At 71.5% G+C, this 24,400-nt stretch carries 26 protein-coding genes; 19 read left to right on the top strand and 7 right to left on the bottom strand.

What is annotated here, in order from left to right:
* Positions 1–54: 54 nt before the first annotated feature.
* Positions 55–717 carry a 2-phospho-L-lactate guanylyltransferase gene (gene cofC / locus H4W81_RS28260; protein WP_225958827.1) on the bottom strand — a complete coding sequence of 221 codons (663 nt, stop codon included), beginning with the start codon at positions 715–717 and terminating at the stop codon, positions 55–57.
* A gap of 80 nt (positions 718–797) precedes the next feature.
* Between cofC and H4W81_RS28255 the strand changes: the two genes are divergently transcribed.
* Genes H4W81_RS28255 through H4W81_RS28240 form a run of 4 tightly spaced genes read left to right on the top strand, consistent with a single transcriptional unit; the run spans position 798 to position 4,565 of the window.
* Positions 798–1,508, top strand: a complete 711-nt coding sequence (locus H4W81_RS28255) for a lysophospholipid acyltransferase family protein (protein ID WP_192777596.1) — start codon at positions 798–800, stop codon at positions 1,506–1,508.
* A gap of 5 nt (positions 1,509–1,513) precedes the next feature.
* Entirely contained in the window at positions 1,514–2,524 is a 1,011-nt protein-coding gene (locus H4W81_RS28250) for an NAD(P)H-dependent glycerol-3-phosphate dehydrogenase (RefSeq protein ID WP_192777595.1), read from the top strand.
* Positions 2,521–3,459, top strand: coding sequence for a PLP-dependent transferase (locus H4W81_RS28245; protein ID WP_318782006.1), 939 nt, complete (start codon positions 2,521–2,523; stop codon positions 3,457–3,459). Before H4W81_RS28250 ends, H4W81_RS28245 begins: the two co-directional genes overlap by 4 nt.
* A gap of 11 nt (positions 3,460–3,470) precedes the next feature.
* The gene (locus H4W81_RS28240) at positions 3,471–4,565 is read left to right on the top strand and encodes a D-alanine--D-alanine ligase family protein (RefSeq protein WP_192777594.1); all 1,095 of its coding nucleotides are present in this window, start codon (positions 3,471–3,473) and stop codon (positions 4,563–4,565) included.
* Here the strand turns inward: H4W81_RS28240 and H4W81_RS28235 are convergent.
* Positions 4,562–4,981: a DUF3515 family protein gene (locus H4W81_RS28235; protein ID WP_192777593.1), complete on the bottom strand. Its 420-nt coding sequence runs from the start codon at positions 4,979–4,981 to the stop codon at positions 4,562–4,564. The genes H4W81_RS28240 and H4W81_RS28235 overlap by 4 nt on opposite strands.
* Positions 4,978–5,211 (bottom strand): Lrp/AsnC ligand binding domain-containing protein, encoded by a 234-nt coding sequence (locus H4W81_RS28230; protein ID WP_192777592.1) that lies wholly within the window; start codon positions 5,209–5,211, stop codon positions 4,978–4,980. Before H4W81_RS28230 ends, H4W81_RS28235 begins: the two co-directional genes overlap by 4 nt.
* On the opposite strand from H4W81_RS28230, the gene H4W81_RS28225 reads away from it, so the two are divergent.
* From H4W81_RS28225 to thiD, 3 genes are all read left to right on the top strand, one after another.
* Positions 5,195–6,232 carry a thiamine-phosphate kinase gene (locus tag H4W81_RS28225; RefSeq protein ID WP_192777591.1) on the top strand — a complete coding sequence of 346 codons (1,038 nt, stop codon included), beginning with the start codon at positions 5,195–5,197 and terminating at the stop codon, positions 6,230–6,232. The genes H4W81_RS28230 and H4W81_RS28225 overlap by 17 nt on opposite strands.
* A 77-nt stretch (positions 6,233–6,309) precedes the next feature.
* A complete protein-coding gene (locus tag H4W81_RS28220) occupies positions 6,310–8,004 on the top strand; it encodes a hypothetical protein (RefSeq protein ID WP_192777590.1) in 1,695 nt (564 codons plus the stop codon).
* Between the two features lie 8 nt (positions 8,005–8,012).
* Entirely contained in the window at positions 8,013–8,816 is an 804-nt protein-coding gene (gene thiD, locus H4W81_RS28215; RefSeq protein WP_192777589.1) for a bifunctional hydroxymethylpyrimidine kinase/phosphomethylpyrimidine kinase, read from the top strand.
* Between the two features lie 3 nt (positions 8,817–8,819).
* Here thiD and H4W81_RS28210 read toward each other — a convergent pair whose 3' ends face one another.
* The 3 genes from H4W81_RS28210 to rpmB all read right to left on the bottom strand — a co-directional run bounded on the left by H4W81_RS28210 (position 8,820) and on the right by rpmB (position 9,896).
* Positions 8,820–9,251, bottom strand: a complete 432-nt coding sequence (locus H4W81_RS28210) for a PIN domain-containing protein (RefSeq protein WP_192777588.1) — start codon at positions 9,249–9,251, stop codon at positions 8,820–8,822.
* Positions 9,251–9,523 (bottom strand): toxin-antitoxin system antitoxin subunit, encoded by a 273-nt coding sequence (locus tag H4W81_RS28205; RefSeq protein ID WP_192777587.1) that lies wholly within the window; start codon positions 9,521–9,523, stop codon positions 9,251–9,253. The genes H4W81_RS28210 and H4W81_RS28205 overlap by 1 nt, the downstream gene beginning before the upstream one ends.
* Positions 9,524–9,710: 187 nt before the next feature.
* Positions 9,711–9,896, bottom strand: a complete 186-nt coding sequence (gene rpmB, locus H4W81_RS28200; protein WP_192777586.1) for a 50S ribosomal protein L28 — start codon at positions 9,894–9,896, stop codon at positions 9,711–9,713.
* Positions 9,897–10,089: 193 nt separating this feature from the next.
* Here rpmB and H4W81_RS28195 point away from each other — a divergent pair, with 193 nt between their 5' ends.
* The 8 genes from H4W81_RS28195 (at position 10,090) to mutM (ending at position 17,788) form a co-directional block, all read left to right on the top strand.
* Positions 10,090–11,646, top strand: a complete 1,557-nt coding sequence (locus tag H4W81_RS28195; RefSeq protein WP_192777585.1) for a DAK2 domain-containing protein — start codon at positions 10,090–10,092, stop codon at positions 11,644–11,646.
* Positions 11,647–11,680: 34 nt separating this feature from the next.
* Positions 11,681–13,855, top strand: coding sequence for an ATP-dependent DNA helicase RecG (recG, locus tag H4W81_RS28190; RefSeq protein ID WP_192777584.1), 2,175 nt, complete (start codon positions 11,681–11,683; stop codon positions 13,853–13,855).
* Between the two features lie 312 nt (positions 13,856–14,167).
* A complete protein-coding gene (rsmD, locus tag H4W81_RS28185; protein WP_192777583.1) occupies positions 14,168–14,731 on the top strand; it encodes a 16S rRNA (guanine(966)-N(2))-methyltransferase RsmD in 564 nt (187 codons plus the stop codon).
* A gap of 14 nt (positions 14,732–14,745) precedes the next feature.
* Positions 14,746–15,222, top strand: coding sequence for a pantetheine-phosphate adenylyltransferase (coaD, locus tag H4W81_RS28180; RefSeq protein WP_183656422.1), 477 nt, complete (start codon positions 14,746–14,748; stop codon positions 15,220–15,222).
* A 70-nt stretch (positions 15,223–15,292) separates the two neighbouring features.
* Positions 15,293–15,844 (top strand): YceD family protein, encoded by a 552-nt coding sequence (locus H4W81_RS28175; protein WP_192777582.1) that lies wholly within the window; start codon positions 15,293–15,295, stop codon positions 15,842–15,844.
* 1 nt (position 15,845) lies between these two features.
* Positions 15,846–16,025, top strand: a complete 180-nt coding sequence (rpmF, locus tag H4W81_RS28170; protein WP_183656428.1) for a 50S ribosomal protein L32 — start codon at positions 15,846–15,848, stop codon at positions 16,023–16,025.
* A gap of 214 nt (positions 16,026–16,239) precedes the next feature.
* A complete protein-coding gene (gene rnc / locus H4W81_RS28165; protein WP_192781086.1) occupies positions 16,240–16,959 on the top strand; it encodes a ribonuclease III in 720 nt (239 codons plus the stop codon).
* A gap of 1 nt (position 16,960) precedes the next feature.
* The gene (mutM, locus tag H4W81_RS28160) at positions 16,961–17,788 is read left to right on the top strand and encodes a bifunctional DNA-formamidopyrimidine glycosylase/DNA-(apurinic or apyrimidinic site) lyase (protein WP_192777581.1); all 828 of its coding nucleotides are present in this window, start codon (positions 16,961–16,963) and stop codon (positions 17,786–17,788) included.
* On the opposite strand, the gene H4W81_RS28155 is transcribed toward mutM, so the two are convergent.
* Complete coding sequence (locus H4W81_RS28155) at positions 17,736–18,884, bottom strand: MFS transporter (RefSeq protein ID WP_192777580.1); 1,149 nt, start codon at positions 18,882–18,884, stop codon at positions 17,736–17,738. The genes mutM and H4W81_RS28155 overlap by 53 nt on opposite strands.
* 79 nt (positions 18,885–18,963) lie before the next feature.
* Here H4W81_RS28155 and H4W81_RS28150 point away from each other — a divergent pair, with 79 nt between their 5' ends.
* From H4W81_RS28150 to smc, 4 genes are all read left to right on the top strand, one after another.
* The gene (locus H4W81_RS28150) at positions 18,964–19,842 is read left to right on the top strand and encodes a LysR family transcriptional regulator (RefSeq protein WP_192777579.1); all 879 of its coding nucleotides are present in this window, start codon (positions 18,964–18,966) and stop codon (positions 19,840–19,842) included.
* Positions 19,835–20,113 (top strand): acylphosphatase, encoded by a 279-nt coding sequence (locus H4W81_RS28145; RefSeq protein ID WP_192777578.1) that lies wholly within the window; start codon positions 19,835–19,837, stop codon positions 20,111–20,113. Before H4W81_RS28150 ends, H4W81_RS28145 begins: the two co-directional genes overlap by 8 nt.
* A gap of 190 nt (positions 20,114–20,303) precedes the next feature.
* Positions 20,304–20,498: a hypothetical protein gene (locus H4W81_RS47665; RefSeq protein ID WP_183656443.1), complete on the top strand. Its 195-nt coding sequence runs from the start codon at positions 20,304–20,306 to the stop codon at positions 20,496–20,498.
* A 176-nt stretch (positions 20,499–20,674) separates the two neighbouring features.
* A complete protein-coding gene (smc, locus tag H4W81_RS28140; protein ID WP_192777577.1) occupies positions 20,675–24,394 on the top strand; it encodes a chromosome segregation protein SMC in 3,720 nt (1,239 codons plus the stop codon).
* The last annotated feature ends 6 nt before the right edge of the window (positions 24,395–24,400 follow it).

Genomic DNA, 24,400 nt, shown 5'->3' with positions numbered 1-24,400 from the left:
ACATGGCCGCCTGACGCCTGACGCCGGCCGCCGGCCGCCTGACGCCGGCCGGGGCTAGCGGTCGGAGGCGGCCTGCCCGGACGCGGGCGAGAGGCCGAGCAGCTCCGCCACCTCGGCCGTGTGCGGGCCGAGGCCGAGCGCGAGCGCCGCGCGCAGGTCGTCGGGGGTGTCCACGTCGCGCCTGACCGAGTCGATGCCGTCGAGTGAAAGCTCCTTCGCGCCACCCGCCAGGTGCTTGGCCTTCGACTCGCCGCCGAAGCGAGGCGCGAACGGCACGCCGGGCCGTACCCCGTAGAAGGTCGTGCCGACCTCCTGGGCGTCGGCCACGAACGACTGGTCGAAATCGGCCGCCGCCTCCAGCACCCTGGCCAGCTCCGCCGCGCGCAGGGCGGGCAGGTCGGCCTGGAGCGCGCCGATCCCGTCGCCGGGCGCCAGCCGTACGGCATGGGCGGCGCCCGCGCGCAGCGCGGTGTTGAGACCGCGGTCGGGGTCGGGGACGACCACGGCGCCCAGCGCGGCCAGCGGCCCCGCGGCGGCGGGGTCGGCGGTGACCACGATGACGCGCGCCACGGCCGGGCAGATCAGCGCGGCGGAGAGCGTGTCGCTGGCGACCGCGACCGCCAGCGCGGTGCGATGGGGACCCGTGGCGGCCGCCAGCCGGGTCTTGGCCGCGACCAGGGTCTTCACCGGGATGACGAGTGACCAGCGGAAGCTCATAGGCTTAAGCATCTCGTCTCGACATCCTGCGCGGCCAACCGGGAGACTTGGGGCGCAAGTCGTCTCTCTTGGAGGAGTTCATGAGCCGCCCCGGCCGACCATCGCGCTTCTGGGAGACCTTCGCCGTCGTGATCGTCAAACCGCTCTCGTGGCTCCTGGTCAAGAAGGACTGGCGCGGAGGCGAGCTCATCCCGAAGACCGGCGGCATCATCATCGCGACCAATCACCTGTCGTGGACCGACCCGGTGCTGCTGTCGCACTTCCTCTACAACAACGGCCGCTGGCCGACCATTCTCGCGAAGGCGGCGCTGTTCAGGGTGCCGCTCCTCAACGTGGCGGTGCGGGCGCTGCAGGCGATCCCCGTGTCGAGGGGCACCAGCGAGGCGGGCAGATCGCTGGAGATCTCCGAACAGCGGCTGCGCGCGGGGGGCGCGATCCTGTTCTACCCGGAGGGCACGGTCACCCGTGACCCGCACCTGTGGCCGATGGTGGGCAAGACGGGCGCGGCCCGCCTCGCCCTGGAGACGGGTACCCCGGTGATCCCCGTGGCGCACTGGGGCGCCCACGAGCTGCTGCCCTACGGGCAGAAGAGACCGCGGCTCTTTCCGCGCAAGACGTTCTCCGTACGGGTCGGGCCGCCGGTCGACCTGTCGAAATACGAAGGGCAGCCGTTGCGAGGTCCTGTGCTGCGTGAGGCGACCGCCGACATCATCGCCGCCATCACCGTTCAGCTCGCCGAAATCAGGGGAGAGAAAGCTCCGGAGACCCCCTACGATCCGGCTGGACGGTGAAGCGGATGACCAAGGCCGCCGTGTTCGGTACCGGCTCATGGGGCACGACCTTCGGCATGATCATGGCAAGGGCGGGCGTGGAGACCACGCTGTGGGGTCGCCGCGCCGAGATCGTCGAGGCGATCGACCTCCGCCACGAGAACCCCGACTACCTGCCGGGCGTCACGCTGCCCCCCACGATGCGCGCCACGGGAGACCCGGCCCGCGCGCTGGAGGGCGCCGACTTCGTGGTGCTGGCCGTCCCCTCGCAGACGCTGCGGGCCAACCTCACCGCGTGGAAGCCCCACCTGCCGCGGAACGCCGTGCTCGTCAGCCTGATGAAGGGCATCGAGCTCGGCACGACCAAGCGGATGAGCGAGGTCATCATGGAGGTCGCCGAGGTGCCGCAGGAGCGGGTGGCCGTCGTCTCGGGCCCCAACCTGGTCCCCGAGATCGCCCAGGGCCAGCCCGCCGCTACCGTGGTGGCCTGCCCCGACGAGCGGACCATGGAGCACCTGCAGGAGGCCTGCCACGTGCCGCCGTGGTTCCGCCCGTACACCAACCCCGACGTCGTGGGCGTGGAGCTGGGCGGCGCGGTCAAGAACGTGATCGCGCTGGCCGTCGGCGTCGCCGCCGGCATGGGCATGGGCGACAACGTCGGCGCGATGCTCATGACCCGCGGCCTGGCCGAGATCTCCCGCCTGGGGGCGGCGCTCGGCGCCGACCCGCACACGTTCGCGGGCCTGGCCGGCATGGGCGACCTGGTCGCCACCTGCACCTCGCCGCTCTCCCGCAACCGCACCTTCGGCGTCAACCTCGGCAAGGGCATGACGCTGGCCCAGGCCGTCGCGGCCACCAGGCAGACCGCCGAGGGCGTCAAGTCCTGCGAGTCGGTGCTCGAACTGGCCAGGAAGCACGACGTGGAGATGCCGATCACCGAGGTGGTGGTGGGCGTCGTCCACGACGGCATGACCCCGGACGAGGCAGGGGTGCTGCTGATGTCGCGCACCCCCAAACCGGAGAGATACGGCGTGTGAGAGAGAACACCAGGTGCGTGCGCGCGCCGGCCGAGGGTGGATTCGCCGCCGCCGTGGCGGCCCTCGAAGGCGCGGCGGCGCCGGAGAACGTGGCGGGCCAGTCGTTCGCCACGGGTGAGGCGGCGCTGGCCGCCGTCCTGCTGACCTTCCTGCGCGGCGGCACGCATGTGGTCGCGCCCGCGGGCGCGGTCTTCGTCGCCAACGTGCTTGGCAGGTTCGGCGTGAGCGCCGACTTCGTCGACACCGCGGACCTGACCGCGGTACGGCAGGCCGTCCGCGGCCACACGAAGATCATATACGCGGAAACGCTCTCGGACACGGGTGTGGCGGATCTTCGTGGTCTGTACCGCCTGGCCCGTGAGGTCGGCGCGATGCTCGTGGTCGACTCGACGCTCGCCACGCCGATCGTCTGCCGCCCGCTGGAGCACGGCGCCGACCTGGTGCTGCACTCGACCGGCGTGCTGCTCGGCGACCGCGAGGGCGGCGTCGTGGTCGGCAGGAACGACCTCATGTACAGGCTCACCAAGGACCTCGGCGCCCCGATGTCACCCGCCGACGAGTCCTCGCTGCTCAGCGGACTGGGGACGCTGACGCTGCGGGTCAGGCGCAGGTGCGCGACCGCGATGGAGTTCGCCGCCGCCGTCGCCAAGCACCCCTCGCTCGTCGCCGTCGGCTATCCGGGCCTGCCCCGCGATCCCGGCCATCACCTGGCGCGCCAGCTGTTCGACTCGGGGCCGGAGGGCACCAGGTTCGGCCCCCGCGTGATCGTCACACCGCGCGGAGACGCCGACGACCTCATCAAGTCGCTGCGCGTGATCGGCGACAGCACCTCGGCCGTCAGACAGGGCAAGGCGGTCCGCTTCTCGATCGGGTTCGAGGACGTCGAAGATCTGGTCACGGACGTGACAAGAGCCCTTGACTCACAAGCAGGGTAGATTCGGGCGTCATGAGCAAGCCACGCGTCGCGGTCGTTTTCGGAGGTCGCAACTCTGAGCACGCCGTCTCTCTGATGGGGGCCGGCAGTGTTCTGGAGACGATCGACAGGTCGAAGTACGAGGTGATCCCCATCGGGATCGCCCAGGACGGCCGGTGGGTGCTGGCCACCGGTGACCAGCGCTACGCGATCGAGGACGGCGAGCTGCCCTTCGTGGACACGTCGGGCGCGGAGCTGGCGCTGCCCTCGAGGGAGGCGGTGCTGGTGACCTACGAGCCGGGCAGCATCCCGGTCGAGCTGGGCGCGGTGGACGTGGTCTTCCCCGTCATGCACGGTCCGTTCGCCGAGGATGGCACGATCCAAGGACTGCTGGAGATGGCCGGGGCGCGCTACGTCGGCTCGGGCGTGCTGGCCAGCGCGGTCGGCATGGACAAGGCCTACATGAAGACGATCCTGGCCGCGGCTGGGCTGCCCGTCGGCCCGTACGTGGTGGTGCGCGAGCGCGACTGGCGGCTGGACAAGGACCGTGTGGTCAAGGAGATCGAGGAGCTGGGCTGGCCCGTCTTCGTCAAGCCTGCCCGCGCCGGTTCGAGCCAGGGCATCTCCAAGGCGCACGACCTCGCCTCGCTCGTGGCGGCCGTCGAGTTCGCCCGGGCGCACGACCCCAAGGTGCTGGTCGAGGCGGCCATCGTCGGGCGTGAGATCGAGTGCGCGGTGCTCGAGTCGCTCGGCGACGAGGCGCCCGCCGCCTCGGTGCCGGGGGAGGTGCTCGTCGAGGGCGGGCAGGAGTTCTACGACTTCGAGGCCAAGTACTACCCCGACCAGACGTCGCTGACCGTGCCGGCCGACCTGCCCGCCGACAGGGCGGAGGAGCTGCGGGCGATGGCCGTGCGCGCCTTCGAGGCGCTGAGCTGCGAGGGGCTGGCGCGGGTCGACTTCTTCTACACCGCCGACGGCAGGCTCATCGTCAACGAGATCAACACGATGCCGGGCTTCACGTCGCAGTCGGTGGCGCCCAAGCTGTGGGCGGCCAGCGGGCTGTCCTACTCGCAGCTGGTCGACCGCCTCATCCAGCTCGGGCTGGGCCGCAAGGCGGGCCTGCGCTAGCCGGTGGCCCGCTTCACCGGCCCGGAGAGCTCCATCAGCACATTCGTCGTCTCGTGCGTCCTGGCGATCGTTACCTCGACGTAGGCGGTGTCGGTCACGGCGGTGAACAGGGTGGGGATGGTGGGATCGGCGAACCAGCCGACCCCGTCGAGCTCGGCCAGCTGGTCGGTGGCCGCCATCCGCGCGGGGCGGGGCACCCCGCAGCGCAGCGCGATCTCGGCCGACCCCCACACGGCGACGTAGGGGGACTCGGGCGTGGAGGCCGTGCGCTCCGCGCCGTCGAGCTCGCGCGGCAGCAGGCCGCCGAGCTTCGTGCAGGCGGCCACCGCGTCACCCTCGGGGACGGGCGGCTCCACTTGGACCGCGCTGCCGCACCCGGCGAGGACGAGCAGGACCAGGACGGCAACACGCTTCATATGTGGACAATAGGGCACGTCAGAGTACGGGTGATGCCGTCGACGGCCTGGATCTGGGCGACGACCAGCTTGCCGAGCTCGTCGACGTTGCGGGCCTCGGCGCGCACGATGACGTCATAGGGGCCCGTCACGTCTTCGGCCTGGGTGACCCCGGTGATGCCGGCGATCGCACGTGCCACGGCCGCGGCCTTGCCCACCTCGGTCTGGATAAGGATGTACGCCTGCACCATTACGTCCTCCCGGGCGATTGGATCAGCGCCGAAGGGCCACCGTACCCTGTGTGCCGACAGGAGGTGCGTCATCACAGTCGGAGATCTCGGCGAATTCGGAGTTGTAGCACGTATCACCGGACGATTGCCACAGGGGGAGAGCGTGCTGCTCGGTCCCGGTGACGACGCCGCGGTGGTGAAAGCACCCGACGGGCGTGTTGTAGTGACAACGGACTTGCTGATCGAGAGTAGGCACTTTCGCCGTCATTGGTCCAGCGCGTATGACGTAGGCAGGAAGGCCGCAGCACAGAATCTTTCCGATGTCGCCGCAATGGGGGCAATTCCGACGACACTCGTGGTGGGGCTCGGGATGCCCGCAGACGTTCCCGTGGACTGGGTCGATGGCCTGGCCGACGGGTTCCGCGAGGAGTGCGCGCTGGTGGGAGCCAGTGTGGCGGGCGGCGACACCACCCGCTCGGACCTCGTGGTCATCGGCGTGACGGCGCTCGGCGATCTCGGCGGGCATGCGCCCGTCACCCGCTCGGGCGCGCGTCCGGGTCAGGTGGTGGCCTTCGCGGGCAGGCTGGGATACGCGGCCGCGGGGCTCGCCCTGCTGGAGGCCGGGATCGTGCCTGAGAGCGGGCCGCTGCTCGAAGCGGTCGAGGGGCACCGGAGGCCGCGCCCGCCGTACGCGTGTGGGCCCGAGGCGGCGCGCCTGGGCGCGACCGCCATGCTCGACGTGAGCGACGGCCTGCTGCAGGACCTCGGGCACGTGGCGGCGGCGAGCGGCGTGGGCATCAGGCTCGATCCCGCCGCCTTCCCGCTCGCGGAGCCGGTGTCCGCCGCGGCGAAGGAGCTGGGTGCCGATCCGCTCGACTGGGTGCTCACGGGTGGCGAGGATCACGCTCTGGCCGCGATTTTCCCTCCGGAGGCACCGCTCCCGCCCCACTGGACGGTCGTCGGACACGTCGTGGAGGGGTCGAATGTCCAGGTCACGGGCCGTACGGCAGGGCCTGGCGGGTGGGACCACTTCAGAGAGTGAAATGTCGGTTTCGAGAAGATACTCCCGTGAAAGTTGTGACAAGCGCGTATTAAAGATGTTATTAAGATGGGCGGCCCATGTATCCGGCAGGAAGGGCGCCCATGGCCCGCCACGGCACCGGCGAACCAGAGCACGCGTGGTCTCAGGGGGGACGCGACTCGGAAGACCCGCGAGAGGCGGACTTTCGCTCCTTCGACGACCCCATCACCACGGGCGCCTTCATGGCGCCCACGTGGGAGCAGTCGGGCTGGCCCGCGCCGCCCGACCAGCTCGACCAGCAGGTCCAGGCAGGGCCCTCCACGGGAGAGTGGGCCGTGCCGCCGCAGCACCCCGACGTTCTCGGCGGGCCCGCGACGGGCCCCATGTCGGCACACGACGCGTTCGGCGGTCCGGTCTCGGGGGCCGGCGCGCTGAACCTCGACCCGCTCGGCGGCCCCGTGTCCGCCTTCTCCGCCACCCCGCCTCCTGGCCGTTCCGCGCCTCAGGCGGAGCCCACGCCCTTCGGCGAGCCCACCCCCTTCGGTGAGGCAGCGCCTTTCGCTCAGCCCGCATCCTTCGGGGAGACCGCGCCTGCGCCCTTTGGTGAGGCCGCGCCCTTCGGTCAGGCCGCCGGGCATTCCGGGCATTCCGCGACAGGTGGCCATGGCGGGCCCGTCGGCGACGCCGGGCCCGTCGGTCACGCCGGGCCTGACGGTGGCGTCGGCCCGGCCGGTCAGCCGCCGCCCTTCGGCGAGCCCACGGCCGTCTACAGCGCGCCCACGGACCGGCTGGTGGCCACCGGGCCGCCCCGCCAGCCCGTGGCGGCGTGGGAGGAGCCCGCAGACGCCCAGGAGACCGGTTTCCTCGGTTCCGGCGGCTGGGACGAGGGCCCGTCCGGCTGGGACGACGAGCCGGGCGACAAGGGCCGCAGGAGGCGCGGACGGCGCCGCCCGGCCGGTCCTCCGCGCGAAGCGTCCTCCGGCGGCAAGGGGAAGGTCGCCCTGCTGTCCGTCGCGGCCGTCGCGATCGTGCTCGGCGGCACCGTCGTCGGCGTGCGGATGGTCGGCTCGGCGGAGAAGGCGCCCACGGCGGGTGCGGTGTCGGCCACGCAGCCGGCCCCCTCCCTCTCGGAGGAAGAGGAGCCCGAGCCCACGGAGGACGCCGCCGCCTCCGCCACCGAGGAGGCCCCGGCGGCCGACGGCACGGAGGAGCCGAGCGTGAAGCCCTCCGAGACCAGGAACGTCCGGCCGCGCCCGACGACCACCCCCTCGCAGCGGGCGCCCCGCCGTACCAACACGCCCAAGCCGACGGTCAAGAACACCGCGCGGCCGACGGCGGAGGATGACGCCGATCCCGACGCGGAGCCGACGGCCTCGGTCGAGCCCTCGGGTATGCGGGAGGCCGACAACACCGCCCCGCCGCCCCCCGTCGAGCCTGGGCCGACCTCCACCTCGCAGCTGAGCAGCACCAGCAGCGGCGGCGGCAGCGGTGGCGCCGCGGTCAACGTCGAGTTCGACGTGCTCAGGCAGCGGCTGGCCGGCTACACCGCCGAGCTCCAGGTCGTGAACGACTCCGGCAAGGCGCTGGCCGACCTGACCGTCAGTGTCCCCGTGGACGGCACCGTCTCCGCCGTGAGAGGCGCCCAGTGGAGCCAGGACGGCGGCCTCCTGGTCATCCAGCCCGACGTGGATCTGGCGGCGGGGGAGGCCGTCCGGATCACCTTCACCGCGGACGGCACCGCGACCGCCCCCCAGACGTGCGGCATGGTGGGCGGGGAGTGCACGGTCGACTGAGTGGTTGGATGGACGACATGACCGCTTCGACCCCTCCGCGCGTGCTCACCGTCGCCGGTTCCGACTCCGGCGGCGGCGCGGGAATCCAGGCCGACCTGAAGACGATGCTGGCGCTCGGTGTGCACGGCATGAGCGTGATCGCCGCCGTGACGGCCCAGAACTCCCTGGGCGTCCAGGGGTACTGGGAACTGCCGCCCGAGGCGGTGCGGGCCCAGCTCGACTCGGTGCTGAGCGACATCGGCGCGCAGGCCATCAAGACGGGCATGCTGGCCTCGCCGGTCCTGGTGGAGACGGTCGCCGAGGCGCTGGCCGCCGCGGGGGCCCCGGTCGTGGTCGACCCCGTCGGTGTGTCCAAGCACGGTGACTCGCTGCTCGCGCCCGAGGCCGTCGACACGCTGAAGACGCGGCTGCTGCCCGTCGCCACGGTCGTCACCCCCAACCTGTGGGAGGTGGAGCAGCTCACCTCGATCAAGGTGGAGGACGAGAGCGGCCTGCGCGCGGCCGCCGACGCGGTGCTGGCCCTCGGCCCGCGGTGGGCCCTCATCAAGGGCGGCCACCTGCCGGGCGAGCCGGTCGACCTCCTGACGGACGGCAGCGCGGAGTACCGCTTCACCGCGCCCCGGCACGACAACCGCCACACCCACGGCACGGGGTGCACCTTGGCCTCGGCGATCGCGTCATATCTGGCACTGGGCGAGGACGTGCCCGCGGCGGTGGGCAAGGCCAAGGAGTACGTCACGGGCGCCATCGCCCACGGCTTCCCCCTGGGCGACGGCATCGGCCCGGTGGACCACGCGTGGAGGTGGCGGTAGCCGTCAGATGACGGAGATGGCGTGCCTGAGCTCGGGGTCGACCCGGATCAGGTCGGCTTTGTCGGCGGTGACGATCGTGCGGTCGACTTGCCCGCTCGACGGGTTCCTGCCGCACAGGGCCACGTTGACGTCGACGATGTCGTCGTGGCCGCATGAGCCGATCTTCTTGCCGATCTCCTTCGCCCGCTGACGGGTCAGCTCGTCGATGACGACGCGGTTGGCGGGTTCGGCGTCGGCGAGCTTGAGCAGTGCGGCCAGCCTGGCCTGACGTGGGCCGCCCCGCCACACTTCGGCCAGCACCGTGCGGGGGATGGTCACGACGATCGTGCCCTCGATCACCTGGGCGAGGAGCTCGATCATCTTGCCGTTGCCGCGTTCGAGCTGGATGAGCGCGCCCGAGTCGAGCACGAACCGCTCCATGAGGTCGGTGTCCATCAGGCGACCTGCTCGTCGGCGGGCAGGCGGCCTTCCCGCGCGAGTCTGGCCCGCTCGATGGCGGCCTGCGCCCAGGCCTTGTCCTCGGGGCTGGGCTCGCCGAACTCCTCCTTCAGGTCGGCGACCAGTGCCGCCAGCTCGGTGAGTTGTCGTTGCGAGGCCATTACCTCGGTGATCAGGCCGGAGATCGACTCGGCCTTGCCCTCCGCGACCCGCGCCTGCATCCAGGCGTAGAGGTCGTCGGGGAGGCTGACGCCGATCTTCTTGGTCATACCGGCAGTATAACCGCGGGGGGTAAGAGTGATAGTCACGTTGAGAAGGTAAGCGCCTACGCACCGTCACGCAAACGGCTTTCGAGTGAATGTTCGCCCCGGATAGAAGAATCTCCACACCGTGTACGAGAAAAGCCGAAAGCCCGCCGCTCGGTGGAGCGACGGGCCTTCGGAAAGGTTGTGAAGACTAGCGGGTGACCTTGCCAGCCTTGATGCACGAGGTGCAGACGTTCATCTTCTTCGGCGTACCACCGATGACCGCGCGCACCGTCTGGATGTTGGGGTTCCAACGACGACGGGTGCGACGGTGGGAGTGGGACACGTTGTTACCGAACGTCGGGCCCTTGCGGCAGACATCGCAGACGGAAGCCACGGTATCGCTCCTTTTCAGTCGATAAGCCCAGTCCGCTTGGATGTTTCGGGCGGAGGGCATGCCGGGGACAACCGGCCAGCCAGACGAGGATATCCGATCCGCGCCCCTGACCGCGAACTCGAGCCGCGGTGAGTGGATGTTGGGGATATTCTCCGCAATAAAGCTAGCGCATCGGGGTCGCGAGGGAGCACACATGGAGGTTCTCGACCCGCCCGCGGTGCGACGCTGGGCGCGGCTGGCCGCGGACACCCTCGGCAGGGCGAGGGCGGAGATCGACGCGCTGAACGTCTTCCCCGTGGCCGACGGCGACACGGGCACCAACCTGCACCTCACGATGATCTCGGCGGCCGAGGCCGTCGAGGCGCTGCCCGACGACGTGGGCGCGGCCGTGGTGTGGCAGACCCTGGCGTACGGCGCGCTGGTCGGGGCCAGGGGCAACTCGGGCGTGATCGTGAGTCAGGCGCTCAGAGGGCTGGCCGAGGTGCTCAAGGAGCGCGAGGGGACGGGCGCCGACCTGTGCGAGGGGCTGGCCAGGGCGGCGCGGCTGGCCAGGTCCGCGGTGGCCAGGCCGGTCGAGGGCACGGTGCTGAGCGTGCTCGAGGCGGTGGCGGCAGCCGTACCCGAAGGGGACCTGGCCGAGACCGCGCGAGGCGCGGCGGCGGAGGCGCGGGCGGCGCTGCGGCGTACCCCCGACCAGCTGGACGTGCTGGCGCGCAGCGGGGTGGTGGACGCCGGGGGAGCGGGGATGGCGATCATCCTGGAGGCGCTCGCCGCGGTGATCACCGACTCCTACGCCCAGCGCTACGACGTGCCCCAGCCGACGGGGCGGGTGGCGCCGATGACCGAGTCGGGCGCGGGGTACGAGGTGATGTACCTGCTCGACGCCGAGGACGAGGCCGTGGGCAGGCTGCGCGCCGAGCTCGACGCGCTCGGCGACTCGCTGGTGGTGGTGGGCGGCGACGGGCTGTGGAACGTCCACGTGCACGTCGACGAGGCGGGCCAGGCGATCGAGGCGGGCCTGCGGGCCGGACGCCCGCACCGGATCAGGGTGACCTACCTGGCCGCGCCCGGCCGCACGCACCGGGCCGGCGGCGGCAGGGGCGTGGTGGCGGTGGCCGCGGGCGACGGCATCGCGGCCCTGTTCGAGGAGTGCGGTGCCGTCGTCGTACGGCGGGAGCCGGGCTCGAGCCCGTCGCTGCCCGAGATGCTGGCGGCCATCCGCGAGGCCGGCAGCGAGGTGGCGGTGCTGCCGAACGACGAGGGCGTGCGCGCGGTCGCGGTGGCGGCGTCGGAGATCGCGCGCGAGGACGGCGTGGTGGTCAGCGTGCTGCCCACCAAGGCGACCGTGCAGGGGCTGGCCGCGCTGGCCGTCCACGACCCGCTGCGCCGCTTCGACGACGACGTGGTGGCCATGACGGACGCCGCGGGCCACACCCGCTACGGGCACCTGACGGTGGCCGACAGGCAGGCCTTCACCAGCGCGGGCATGTGCAGGCCCGGTGACGTGCTCGGCATGATCGACGGCGACGTGGCGCTCATCGGCGCCTCGCTGACCGAGGTCGCGGCGCTCATCGTGGACAGGATGGTGGCCGGCGGCGGCGAGCTGGTCACGCTGGTCACAGGGTCCGGCGCGCCCGTACGGCTGGCGAAGTCGGTCGAGGAGCATCTCGCGGCGGCCAGGCCCGACGTGGAGGTCGTCGTCTACGACGGAGGGCAGGGCGGTTACCCGTTGCTCATCGGTGTCGAGTGAATCCTGTCGGTCGAACGCGGTACAACTGGTTGACGTGAGTCGATTCGACGAACCCCTGAGCAAGGCGCTCGATCCCAAGACCGCCAAGCTGCTGCAGAGCGTGCTCGACCTCGAGACGGTCGGCGACCTGCTGCGCCACTACCCGCGCCGCTACGCCGAGCGCGGCGAGCTCACCTCGCTCGACGCGCTCGAGGTCGACGAGCACGTCACCGTGGTCGGCGAGGTCACCAGGCTGATGCGCAAGCCCATGCGCAACAGGGGCGGCACCTGGCTCGAGGTCGAGGTGGTCGACGGCACCGGCAAGAAGATCTACCTCTCGTTCTTCGGCAAGGGCTCCCACGTGGCCGAGTCGCGGCTGAAGACCGGCAGGCGCGGCATGTTCGCCGGCAAGGTGGGCCTGTTCGGCGCGCGGGCGACGCCGCGCTGGCAGCTGACCCATCCCGAGTTCGAGCTGTTCGAGGAGGAGGCCGAGGCGAACGCTGAGGAGTTCGCCGCCGCGCCCGTGCCGATCTATCCCGCGGGCAAGGACGTCACGCCCTGGGCCATCCGCAGGGCCGTCGGCGTGGTCCTCGACACGCTGGGCCCGCTGGAGGATCCGCTCCCCGCCGAGCTGCGCCGCAGGCACGAGCTGCCCGACCTGGCCGACGCGCTGGTGGCCATCCACCGGCCGCGCGACTTCGGCGACGTGACGAGGGCGCGCAAGCGGCTGAAGTTCGACGAGGCGTTCGTGCTGCAGGCCGTCCTGCTGCAGCGCAGGGCCGCGGCGGTGGCGTGGCCGGCCACGGCCCGCCCGCGTGTCGGGGGCGGGCTGCTGGCGGCCTTCGACGAGCGGCTGCCGTTCTCGCTGACCGAGGGGCAGGCGGCGGTCGGCGAGGAGATCGCGGCCGACCTCGCGCTCGAGCACCCGATGCACCGGCTGCTCCAGGGCGAGGTGGGCGCGGGCAAGACCGTGGTGGCGCTGCGCGCCATGCTGCAGGTGGTCGACGCGGGAGGGCAGGCCGTGCTGCTGGCGCCCACCGAGGTGCTGGCCCAGCAGCACCACCGCTCGATCACGTCCATGCTCGGCGACCTGGCGGCGGGCGGCATGTTCGGCGGCACCGCGGTGGCGCTGCTCACCGGCTCCATGGGCACGGCCGCGCGCCGCTCGGCCCTGCTCGACGCCGCGTCGGGCGCCGCGGGCATCGTCGTCGGCACCCACGCGCTGCTGCAGGAGCACGTCCAGTTCGCCGACCTGGGCCTGGTCGTGGTCGACGAGCAGCACAGGTTCGGCGTCGAGCAGCGCGACGCGCTGCGCGAGAAGGTGGCGGGCGGCCGGCCCCACGTGCTGGTCATGACCGCCACCCCCATCCCGCGCACGGTCGCCATGACCGTCTTCGGCGACCTCGAGGTCTCGACGCTGTCGCAGCTGCCGTCCGGCCGCGCGCCGATCACCACGCACGTCGTTCCCGCCGCGGAGAAGCCGCACTACCTCGAACGCACGTGGGAGCGCGTGCGCGAGGAGGTGGGCCTCGGCCGTCAGGCCTACATCGTCTGCCCGCGCATCGGCGACCTGGAGGGCGACGAGGGAGACCTCGCCGCGGGCGACGACGACAAGCGGCCGCCGCTGGCGGTGCTCGAGGTGGCCGAGATGCTCTCCTCGGGGCCGCTGCACGGGCTGCGCGTCGAGGTGCTGCACGGCAAGCTGCCCCCCGAGGAGAAGGACACGATCATGCGCGCCTTCTCGAAGGGCGCCGTCGACGTGCTGGTCGCGACCACGGTGATCGAGGTGGGCGTCGACGTGCCCAACTCCTCCGTCATGATCATCATGGACGCCGACAGGTTCGGGGTCTCGCAACTCCACCAGCTCAGGGGGCGGGTCGGCCGGGGTGGGCTGCCCGGCCTGTGCCTGCTCGTGACGGAGTTCCCCTCGGGCACCCCCGCGCGGGAGCGCCTCGAGGCGGTCGCCTCGACCCTCGACGGGTTCGAGCTGTCCAGGGTCGACCTCGAGCAGCGTCGCGAGGGCGACGTGCTGGGAGCGGCGCAGTCGGGGAAGCGCTCCTCGCTCAAGATGCTGCAGCTGCTCAGGGACGAGGACGTCATCGTGGCCGCGCGTGAGGAGGCGGCGGCGCTGCTGTCGGCCGATCCCGAGCTGTCGTCCCTGCCGGGCCTGCGCGCCGAGATCGACCGGCTGCTGGCGGACGAGCGGGCGGGATACCTGGAGAAGACCTGAGAGACGGGCCGGCGGGGAGTTCGCCCTGAGCGGCCCGTCACCACCGGCTGAAAGCGGTGGTGACGGGCCCAGCGCCGGGGACGGCCTCCCCCCGAATGCCGTCCCCGGCTGGGCCCACCCTCGGGTCAGGTGCCGAGGGAACCGGCGTGCGGAAGGGCTCACGATCACGCCGGTCGACCTTCATCTGGGTCACCTCGAAGGTCGCAGAACTCATCATGCGGGCCGATCGGAGCGATAGCTACGACCCTTGCGCAGTCGAGGGAGACACTTGTCCACTCTTGACCTGCGCGGACATGCGGAACAATGGGTGCCATGACGCGGATCATCGCGGGGAGCGCGGGTGGCAGACGGCTGGCGGTGCCGCAGGGCCGTACGACGAGACCGACCAGTGACAGGGCAAGAGAAGGGATCTTCTTGACGCTCGACTCGCTGTACGGACTCCAGGGCGCCAGGGTGATCGACCTCTACGCCGGATCGGGGGCGGTCGGGCTGGAGGCGGTGTCCAGGGGGGCGGCCCACGCGCTGCTGGTGGAGTCCGACGCCAGGGCGGTCAAGACGATCAAGACCAACATCAGGGAGCTGGGCTTCGAGACGGCGACGGTCGTGGCCGACCGGGTGGAGCGGCTGCTGTCCAGGCCGGGCGAGCCGTACGACATCGTGTTCGCCGATCCGCCCTACGCGGTCACCGACGAGGACGTCACGAGGGTGCTCGAACTGCTGCGCGACAACGGGTGGCTCACGCCCGACGCGCTCGTCGCGGTGGAACGCGAGAGCAGGGGGAAGGACCTGGTGTGGCCCCCCGGCTACGAAGAGGAGAGGGTCCGTCGTTACGGCGAAGCGGCCGTTTGGTACGGTCGCGCCGCCGGGAACCCGTAAACGTGGGAGGCGATGTGCGCCGCGTAGTGTGCCCAGGGTCGTTCGACCCCATCACCAACGGACACCTCGACATCATCGGCCGGGCCGCCCGGCTGTACGACGAGGTGACGGTCGCCGTACTGATCAATGTCGAGAAGAAGAGCCTGTTCACCGTCGAGGAACGCATCGACATCCTCACCACTGTCACCAAGGACTACCCCAACGTCAGGGTCGAGAAGTTCCACGGCCTGCTCGTCGATTTCTGCCGCCAGAACGACATCCCCGCGATCGTCAAGGGCATCCGCGTGGTCAGCGACTTCGACTACGAACTGCAGATGGCCCAGCTCAATTACAGGCTGTCCGGCGTCGAGACGCTTTTCATGCCGACGAATCCGGAATACTCGTTCTTGTCGTCGTCCCGGGTGAAGGAGATCGCCCGCTACGGCGGCGATGTCTCCGGGCTCGTCCCCGATCTGGTCCACAAGCTCTTGATCGAACGGCTCAGGGGCTGACGCGCGCCTGGTATCGTTGCTATCTGGCCTTGTACGACGGCGACATTTCGCCATGCCTAACGAGAGCAGGATGACTCAGCACCTCGACCCCCGCGCCCCTTGGGTGATCTCCACTCATGACCTGGGCAGGCGGCCGGGCTCGATGCGGCAGACGACTCTGTCCCTCCCGGCACCGGCAAATCTCGGCGTCGACATGATCGGTGTCCCCAAGGACGCCGAAGTCGAGCTGGACATCAGGCTCGAAGCAGTGATGGAAGGCGTGCTCGTCTCGGGCACCGGACACGCCCCCCTCGCGGGGGAGTGCTCGCGGTGTCTCGACCCGTTGACCTCGGAGATCGAGGTCAACGTGCAGGAGCTCTTCTTCTACTCCGACGAGGACGCCTCGGAGGAGGACTCACTGCTCGACGGTGAACTCCTCGACCTCGAGCCGACGTTCCGCGACGCGGTGGTGCTCGCACTGCCGCTCAGCCCCGTGTGCAGGGAAGACTGCGAGGGGCTGTGCGTGGAGTGCGGGGTCAAGCTGGCGGAGGCCGGCGCTGGCCACGGGCACGAGAAGATCGACGCTCGCTGGGCGTCGTTGCAAGGTCTGGTTTCCGAGAACGATAACGATCAGGAGAAGTGACGTGGCCGTCCCGAAGCGGAAGATGTCGCGGAGCAACACCCGCTCCCGCCGCGCCCAGTGGAAGACGTCTGCTGTCGCGCTGGTGAGCTGCCCGCAGTGCCGTTCGCCCAAGCAGCCGCACATCGCGTGCCCGACCTGCGGCACCTACAACCGTCGTCAGGTCATCGAGCCGTCTGCCTGATCGCACAATGACGGAATGCCGGCCGGGTGACATCGCGCCCCGGCCGGCGTCACCGTCTCAGGTGCGTGCGGCGGCGGTTCGCCCGCGGCCGTGGTGGACGCCGGGGCTGGTCCCCGACGCCCACCACGTTTTCGGGCATCTCTCAGTTCCCTCGCCCACGCGCTTCGGAGAGATGCTCTGAGGAGGTAACAACGTGGGCGCAGGTCCCAAGCCGGTGGCCGTGGAGGTCGCCAGAGACGAGCTGGAGCGGGTCCTTTCCGTCAGGCTCGACGCGGATATCCTCGAGCGGGCGCTGACGCACCGCTCCTACGCGTACGAGAACGGTGGCCTGCCCACCAACGAGCGCCTGGAGTTCCTCGGCGACTCGGTGCTCGGCCTGGTGGTCACGGACACTCTCTACCGCAACCACCCCGACCTGCCCGAAGGGCAGCTGGCCAAGTTGCGGGCGGCCGTGGTCAACATGCGCGCGCTGGCCGACGTGGCCCGCCATCTCGGCCTGGGCCGCTTCCTGCGCCTGGGCAGGGGCGAGGAGGGCACGGGCGGGCGCGACAAGTCCTCGATCCTCGCCGACACCCTCGAGGCGCTGATCGGCGCCGTCTACGTCGACCTGGGCCTCGACGAGGCCTTCAGGGTCGTCCACCTGCTGTTCGACCCGCTGATCACCCGCTCGGCCTCGCTGGGCGCGGGCCTCGACTGGAAGACCTCGCTGCAGGAGCTCACCGCCTCCGAGGCGCTGGGCGTCCCCGAGTACCACGTCGAGGAGAGCGGCCCCGACCACGCCAAGTCCTTCACCGCCGAGGTGCGGGTCGGCGGTGAGGCCTACGGCGCGGGCAAGGGCCGCAGCAAGAAGGAGGCCGAGCAGCAGGCGGCCGAAGCGGCCTGGACCCGCATCAGGGCGCGCAGAGAGCAGCGCGAGAGCCAGCCGGCGGGCTGAGGTGCCTGAGCTTCCCGAGGTCGAGGTCGTACGCCGGGGTCTGGCCGCATGGGTGACGGGGCGCACGATCGGCGCGGCCGAGGTGCTGCACCCGCGCGCCGTGCGGCGCCAGATCGGGCCGTTCCTCGTCGCGGGGCGCACGATCGTCTCCGCCGAGCGGCGCGGCAAGTACCTGTGGCTGCCGCTCGACGGCGACGAGGCGATCCTCGCCCACCTCGGCATGAGCGGCCAGCTGCTCGTGGTCTCGCCCGACTCCGCGCTCGAGAAGCATCTCAGGGTACGGCTCGCATTCGCCGACGGCGGCAACGACCTGCGCTTCGTCGACCAGCGCACCTTCGGGCACGTCATGCTGACCTCGCTGGTCGGCGGCGTGCCCGAGCCGATCGCGCACATCGCCCCCGACCCGTTCGAGGCGGCCTTCGACGACGACGTCTTCGCCAGCAGGCTCAGGGCCAGACGCACCGAGATCAAGCGGGCGCTGCTCGACCAGTCGCTGATCAGCGGGGTCGGCAACATCTACGCCGACGAGGCGCTCTGGCTGGCCAGGCTGCACTGGTCGCGCTCCACCGAGACGCTCACCAAGCCCAAGATCGCCGAACTGCTCGCCGCGGTCCGCCAGGTCATGGGTGCCGCCCTCCAGCAGGGCGGCACCTCCTTCGACAGCCTCTACGTCAACGTCAACGGCGAGAGCGGCTACTTCGACCGCTCCCTCGAGGCGTACGGCAGGCGCGATCTGCCGTGCTCTCGGTGCGGCACCCCGATCAGGCGCGAGGCGTTCATGAACCGGTCGTCGTTCTCCTGCCCCAGGTGCCAGCGTAAGCCGCGGTGAGCAGGGCCAGCGCGGCCCCGAACCACATGACCGCGCTGGGCGAGGCGGCGTCCACGATCGTGCCGCCGAGCAGCGCGCCGAGCGCGATGGCGGCGTTGAAGACCGACGAGAGCATGGCCATGCCCGCCTCGCCGCCGCCCGCCCTGACCACCCAGAGCTGGCCCGTCACCGAGACGCCGCCGTAGGAGACGCCCCACAGCAGGAGCATCGCGGCGCCCACCAGCGGCATCCCCATGGTGGAGACGGCGATCAGCACGGCGAGCACCACCATGACCTGCCTGGGCCCGCGCGCGGCCTGGCCTCCTGAGCCGAAGTTGCCGAGCACGCCCGCGACGCCGTACGCGAGGAGGAGGCCGCTGATCAGCGCGGGCCCCGCGCCGGAGACCTGCTCGAGGAACGGGCGGATGTAGGTGTAGGCGGCGAAGTGGCCCGTCACGACGAGGGCGGTGGCGACCAGGGCGGTCCTGAGCGCGCTGTCGCGCCAGACGGCGAGCAGTTGGGCCGGCCGTACCGCCTGGGTGGCAGGCAGCGGCGGCAGCAGCAGGGCCAGCGCGGCCAGGACCACGACGGCGAGCACGGCCACCGCCACGAACGCCATCCGCCACCCGGCCAGTGACAGGATCAGCGTTCCCGCCGGCACGCCGAGCACCGACGCCACGGAGACGCCGCCCGCGATCATCGCGGCGGCCCTGCCGACGTGCCGTTCGGGCATCAGCCGCGCGGGGAGGGTGGCGGCGAACGCCCAGAAGCCTCCGATGCTCACCCCGACCAGCACCCTGGCGACCAGCATCACCGCATACGTGGGGGAGTAGGCGGCCAGGAGGTTGGCGCCCGCCAGCAGGGCCATCAACGCGATCAGCACGATCCGCCGGTCGAGCCGTCCGGCCACGACGGTCAACAGGGGCGCGGAGAGGGCGGCGACGACTCCGGGCGCCGACATGGTCAGCCCTGCCACGCCGTCGGAGACGCCCAGCGTGGAGCCGATGGGCGTCAACAGGCCCACGGGGAGCATCTCGCTGGTCACGATCGTGAAGGTGCCCACCGCGACGGTGGACACAGCCGCCCACGGCACGCGGGCGGTCTCGGTTGTCGTCATGCTGCCAGCGTTCTGCGCCGGGCCTGCGGGAACAATGACGAAGATCGAAGCCTTGGTTTAGTCAGGCTAAGGAGTCGTGATGGAGTTCAGAGAGCTGGAGTGCTTCGTCGTGCTCAGCGAGGAGCTGCACTTCGCCAGGGCCGCCGAGCGGCTCTACCTGTCGCCGGGCCGGGTCAGCCAGCTGGTGCGCGCGCTGGAGACCCGCATCGGCGCCAGGCTGTTCGACCGGACGAGCAGGAGGGTACGGCTGACGCCGCTCGGCGAGCGCTTCCTCGCCGACCTGCGCCCCGCCTACGAGGGCCTGGCGCTGGCGGTCACCAGGGCGACGTCGGCCGCGCGGCTGGTCGAGGGCGTGCTGCGGGTGGGCTTTCTCGGCACGCCCACCGAGGTGGTCACCAGCACGGTCAGGGAGTTCGAGCGGCGAAACCCCGCCTGTGAGGTGGAGCTGGTCGAGGTGCCGATGGCCGACCCGTTCGGCAAGCTGCGCGCGGGCCGGGTGGACGTGAGCTTCACCCTGCTGCCCGTGGACGAGCCCGACCTGGAGACGGGGGCGGGGCTGAACAAGGTCCCGATGCAGGTGGCGCTCTCGCGGCGGCACCCGCTGGCGGACCGGGCAAGCATCGAGGCGGAGGAGCTGGCGGAGCTGCCGCTGGTCGGGCTGGACGACCCCGCGCCGCGCAGGTGGCGCGAGCTCGTCGCACCCACGGCCACGCCGATGGGTCGTCCCATCCCGTCGGCGGGTACGGTCTCCACCAGCCAGGAAGGCCTGACACAGGTCGCGCTGAACAGAGGCGCCATGCTCTTCTGCACCCCGACGGCCGCCTATCACGGGCGGCAGGACGTCAGGTTCGTGCCCGTCGTCGGCCTGCCCGACTCGGTGCTGGGTCTGGTCTGGCGCAAGGAGGGCGAGACGGCGGCGGTGCGCGCGTTCCAGCAGGCAGGAGTAGATCATGAGTGAGGATGTGCGGCTGACCGCCTGGGTGCGCGGACGCGTCCAGGGGGTCGGCTTCCGCTGGTGGACCAGGGCCAGGGCGCTGGAGCTCGGCCTGGTGGGCTGGGCGCGCAACACCGCCGACGGACGGGTCGAGGTGGTGGCCGAGGGGCCCAGGGAGTCGGCCGTCAAGCTCCTGGAGCTGATCAAGGGTTGCGACACACCCGGCCGGGTCGATGGAGTTGTGGAACGCTGGAGTGAAGCCCGAGGTAGTTTGAGGGGCTTTGTAGAGCGGTAGCCCTTCCGTCAAACGGTCCAAATGGGGTATATTTATATGTCGGGAGTGCCCGTCGGTAGTTCTGTGCGGTTCGTTCGACTTGACCGCCCACACTGCCGGTGCGACTCTTGTTAGGTACCACGCGCACCCCTCCCGCGGAACACGAAGTGCGCGAACCAGTCTGGTCACTCAGCGTGGAGGACCCTTTACCATGGCGAAGGCTCTACTCGGCCACGTCGGCGGTCCTGACCCTCGAATGGTCTCGGAGATGCGCCGCTTGCAGCAGCGAATCCGCGACCTGGAGGCAGAACTTACCCGGCTCCAGGCCCAGAATGACGCTCTTGCAGCGCAAACCCGCGATGAGGCGTTCAGCCGACTGCAGGAGCGCGAGCCGGCTCTCACCTGAGAGGTCGGAACGCGACATCAGGGACGTCTCGAAGAGGCGTCCCTCGTTATTTTTTCGGCCCCCTTTCGTTGGGGGTCTTTTTACTGTCCACCCGCCGGCCCGACTGCTGTGACCGGCGTGGGGCGGCGCGTGCCAGTAGGCTTTTCCGCAGTCGGTTCCGGGGAGGGCAGCGTTCGGTGTACCTGAAGACGCTCACGCTGCGTGGATTCAAGTCCTTCGCCTCCGCCACCGCCCTCCGCTTCGAGCCCGGCATCACCTGTGTGGTGGGGCCCAACGGCTCGGGCAAGTCCAACGTGGTCGACGCGCTGGCGTGGGTCATGGGCGAGCACAGCGCCAAGTCGCTGCGCGGCGGCAAGATGGAGGACGTCATCTTCGCCGGCACCTCCAGCAGGCCGCCCCTGGGCAGGGCCGAGGTCACGCTGACGATCGACAACTCCGACGGCGCGCTGCCCATCGACTACACCGAGGTGACGATCAGCCGCCTGATGTTCAGGTCGGGGCAGAGCGAGTACGCGATCAACGGCGACACCTGCCGCCTGCTCGACATCCAGGAGCTGCTGTCCGACTCGGGCATCGGCCGCGAGATGCACGTCATCGTCGGGCAGGGGCAGCTCGACGCGGTGCTGCACGCGGGTCCCGAAGACCGGCGGGCCTTCATCGAGGAGGCCGCGGGCGTCCTGAAGCACCGCAAGCGCAAGGAGAAGGCGCTGCGCAAGCTCGACGCGATGCAGGCCAACCTGACCCGCGTCCAGGACCTCGCCACCGAGCTGCGCCGCCAGCTCAAGCCGCTGGGCCGGCAGGCGGAGATCGCCCGCAAGGCCGCCGTCATCCAGGCCGACCTGCGCGACGCGCGGCTGCGGCTGCTCGCCGACGACGTGTGCATCCTGCGGGAGACCCTCGCGAAGGAGGCGGCAGACGAGGCGGCCATCCTGACGCGGAGGGCGCAGGTGGAGGCCGAGCTGGCCGAGGGGCAGCGGCGCGAGGAGGCGCTGGAGGCGTCCGAGGCCGAGGCGCAACCGCGGCTGAGCGCCGCCCAGGAGACCTACTTCAGGCTCGCCTCGCTGCGCGAGCGCTTCATCGGGCTCGAGCACCTGGCCGCCGAACGCCACAGGCACGCGCTCGACGCGGCGGCCATCGAGCGGCGCGGCCGCGACCCCGAGGAGCTGGAGCGGGAGGCCGCCGAGGTCCGCGAGCAGGAGCTGGAGCTGGCGGCCGCGCTGGAGCAGGCGCGCGAACTGCTCGAAGTGGCCGTGGCCAGGCGCGAGGAGGCCGAGGCCGCGCTCGACGCCGAGGAACGGCGGCTGGCCATGGCCGCGCGTGCGGCGGCCGACCGGCGCGAGGGGCTGGCCAGGCTGCGCGGGCGCGTCGAGTCGGCGCGCAGCAGGGCGCGCGCGGCCGAGGACGAGATCGGCAGGCTGACCAGGTCCCTCTCCGAGGCCGAGCAGCGGGCCGAGCGGGCGCGCGAGGATCTCGAGGCGCACGAGGGCGACGAGCCCGCCGTCGATCCCGCGCTCGCCGAGGAGCTGGCGGCGGCGCAGGCCGCGGTCGAGGAGGCCAGGGCGCTGGCCGAGGCGGCGCGTGAGGTCGTGGAGCAGGCCAAGGAGGCGCTGGCGGGCCCGCGCGCGGCCCTGCAGGCCGCCAAGTCGGCGGTCGGTACGGCCCGCGCCGCCGACCAGGAGGCGCAGCGCGCGGTCGCGGCGCTCGACGCCCGTCGTGAGGCGCTGGAGCTGGGTCTTTCCAAGGGGGCCGACGGCGGCGCCGCGCTGGTGGCGGCGGAGCTGTCGGGGGTGCTCGGGCCGCTGGCCGCGTCGATGACGGTCAGCCAGGGGTTCGAGGTGGCCATCGCGGCCGTGCTGGGCTCGGTCGCCGAATCGGTGGCGGTCGAGTCGGTCGGCGCGGCGGTGGCGGCGCTGGAGCACCTGAGAGCCAAGGAGGCAGGCCAGGCCACCCTCCTCGTGGCGAGCTCTCCCGGAAGCGCGGGCTCTCCTGGGAACGCGGGCTCTCCTGGGAACGCGGGCGCGGCCGGGGCGCGGGCCGTGCTGCCTGGCACGGCGCGGTGGGCGGTCGAGCTGGTCGGTGTGCCCGACCACCTCAGGGCGGCGGTCGACCACCTGCTCGCCGACGTGGTCGTCGTCCAGGATCTCGACGACGCCCGCGCGCTCGTCGAGACGCACCCCGAGCTGCGGGCCGTCACGCAGGCCGGCGACCTCGTCGGCGCCTGCCTTGCGGTCGGCGGCTCCGCGGGCGGCACCTCGGTGCTCCAGGTCAGGGCGGCGCTCGACGACGCGATCGCCGACCTCGAGGAGGCCAGGGAGTGGGCCGAGCGGACCGTGGTCGTGCTGGAGGAGTCGGCCCATGCCGAGCAGGCCGCCCAGGCGGCGCTGGAGGCCGCGCAGTCGCACGTCAACGAGGCGCAGAGCGCGGCAGGCAGCGCGCAGGCGGGGGTGAGCGCCGCCCAGGGCGCGCTCGACCAGGTCAGGGCGCGCCAGCGGGAGGCCGACCAGGCGAGCGCGGCGGCGGCCAGGCGGCTGGCCCAGCTGGGCGCGGCGGCCAAGGCGGCGGCCGACGAGGCCGAGCGCCTCGCGGGCGGGGTGCGGGCGGCGCAGGAGGCGCGCGAGGAAGGCTTGGCCGAGCTCTCGGAGCTGGAGATCGAGCTCGCCGAGGCCGAGTACGCCCAGGAGCTCGAGACCGAGCCGACCACCGAGGTGCGCGACGAGCTGGCCGCGACCTGCCAGGTGGCCAGGCAGGGCGAGATGGAGACCAGGCTGCAGGTCCGCACCGCCGAGGAGCGGGTCAAGGGCATCGCTGGCCGGGCCGAGGGCCTGGTGCGGGCCGCCCAGCGCGAGCGCCAGGAGCGGCTGACGGCCGCGGCGCAGCGTGAGCGGCGCAGGAGGCAGGCCGTGGTGGCCGAGGCCGTGGCGCGAGGGGCCAAGCAGGTGCTGCAGGCGCTGGCCGTCTCGGTCGAGCGGGCGGCGCGCGAGCGTGACGAGGCCGACCTGGCCAGGGTGGCGATCGACGCCGAGCTGAAGCAGGTCAGGGTCAGGGTCCGTGAGCTGAGCCAGGAGCTCGACAAGCTGGTCAACAGGGTCCACGGCAGCGAGGTGGCCAGGACCGAGCAGCGGCTGCGGCTCGAGCAGCTGGAGCAGCGGGCGCTGGAGGAGTTCGGCGTCGAGGCCGAGGCGCTGGTCGCCGAGTACGGCCCGGCGGCCCCGGTGCCCGGCGATCCTCCCGTGCCCTACGTCAGGCACGAGCAGGAGAAGCGCATGCGCGCCGCCGAGCGCCAGATGAACCAGCTCGGCAAGGTCAACCCGCTCGCGCTGGAGGAGTTCGCCGCACTGGAGGAGCGCCACGCGTTCCTGAATTCGCAGCTGGAGGATCTCAAGAAGACCAGGCGCGAGCTGATGACCGTGGTGCAGGAGGTCGACAACCGGGTCGAGCAGATGTTCTCCTCCGCCTACGAGGACGTCGCCCGCGAGTTCGAGCAGATCTTCACCAGGGTGTTCCCCGGCGGCGACGGACGGCTCGTGCTGACCGACCCCACCGACATGCTGACCACCGGCATCGAGGTGGAGGCCAGGCCGCCGGGCAAGAAGGTCAAGCGGCTCTCGCTGCTGTCGGGTGGCGAGCGGTCGCTGACGGCCGTGGCGTTCCTGATCTCGATCTTCAAGGCCAGGCCCTCGCCGTTCTACGTCATGGACGAGGTCGAGGCGGCCCTCGACGACACCAACACGCAACGGCTGCTGACGCTCTTCGAGGAGCTGCGGCAGAGCTCCCAGCTGATCGTCATCACGCACAACAAGCGCACGATGGAGATCGCCGACGCCCTCTACGGCGTCTCGATGCGCGGTGACGGCGTCACGCAGGTCGTCTCCCAGCGACTTCGCGAAAAGGTCTGACGCGCC

The sequence above is a fragment of the Nonomuraea africana genome, assembly GCF_014873535.1.
GTDB lineage: Bacteria > Actinomycetota > Actinomycetes > Streptosporangiales > Streptosporangiaceae > Nonomuraea > Nonomuraea africana.
This window is presented reverse-complemented; position numbering and strand designations above follow the sequence as displayed.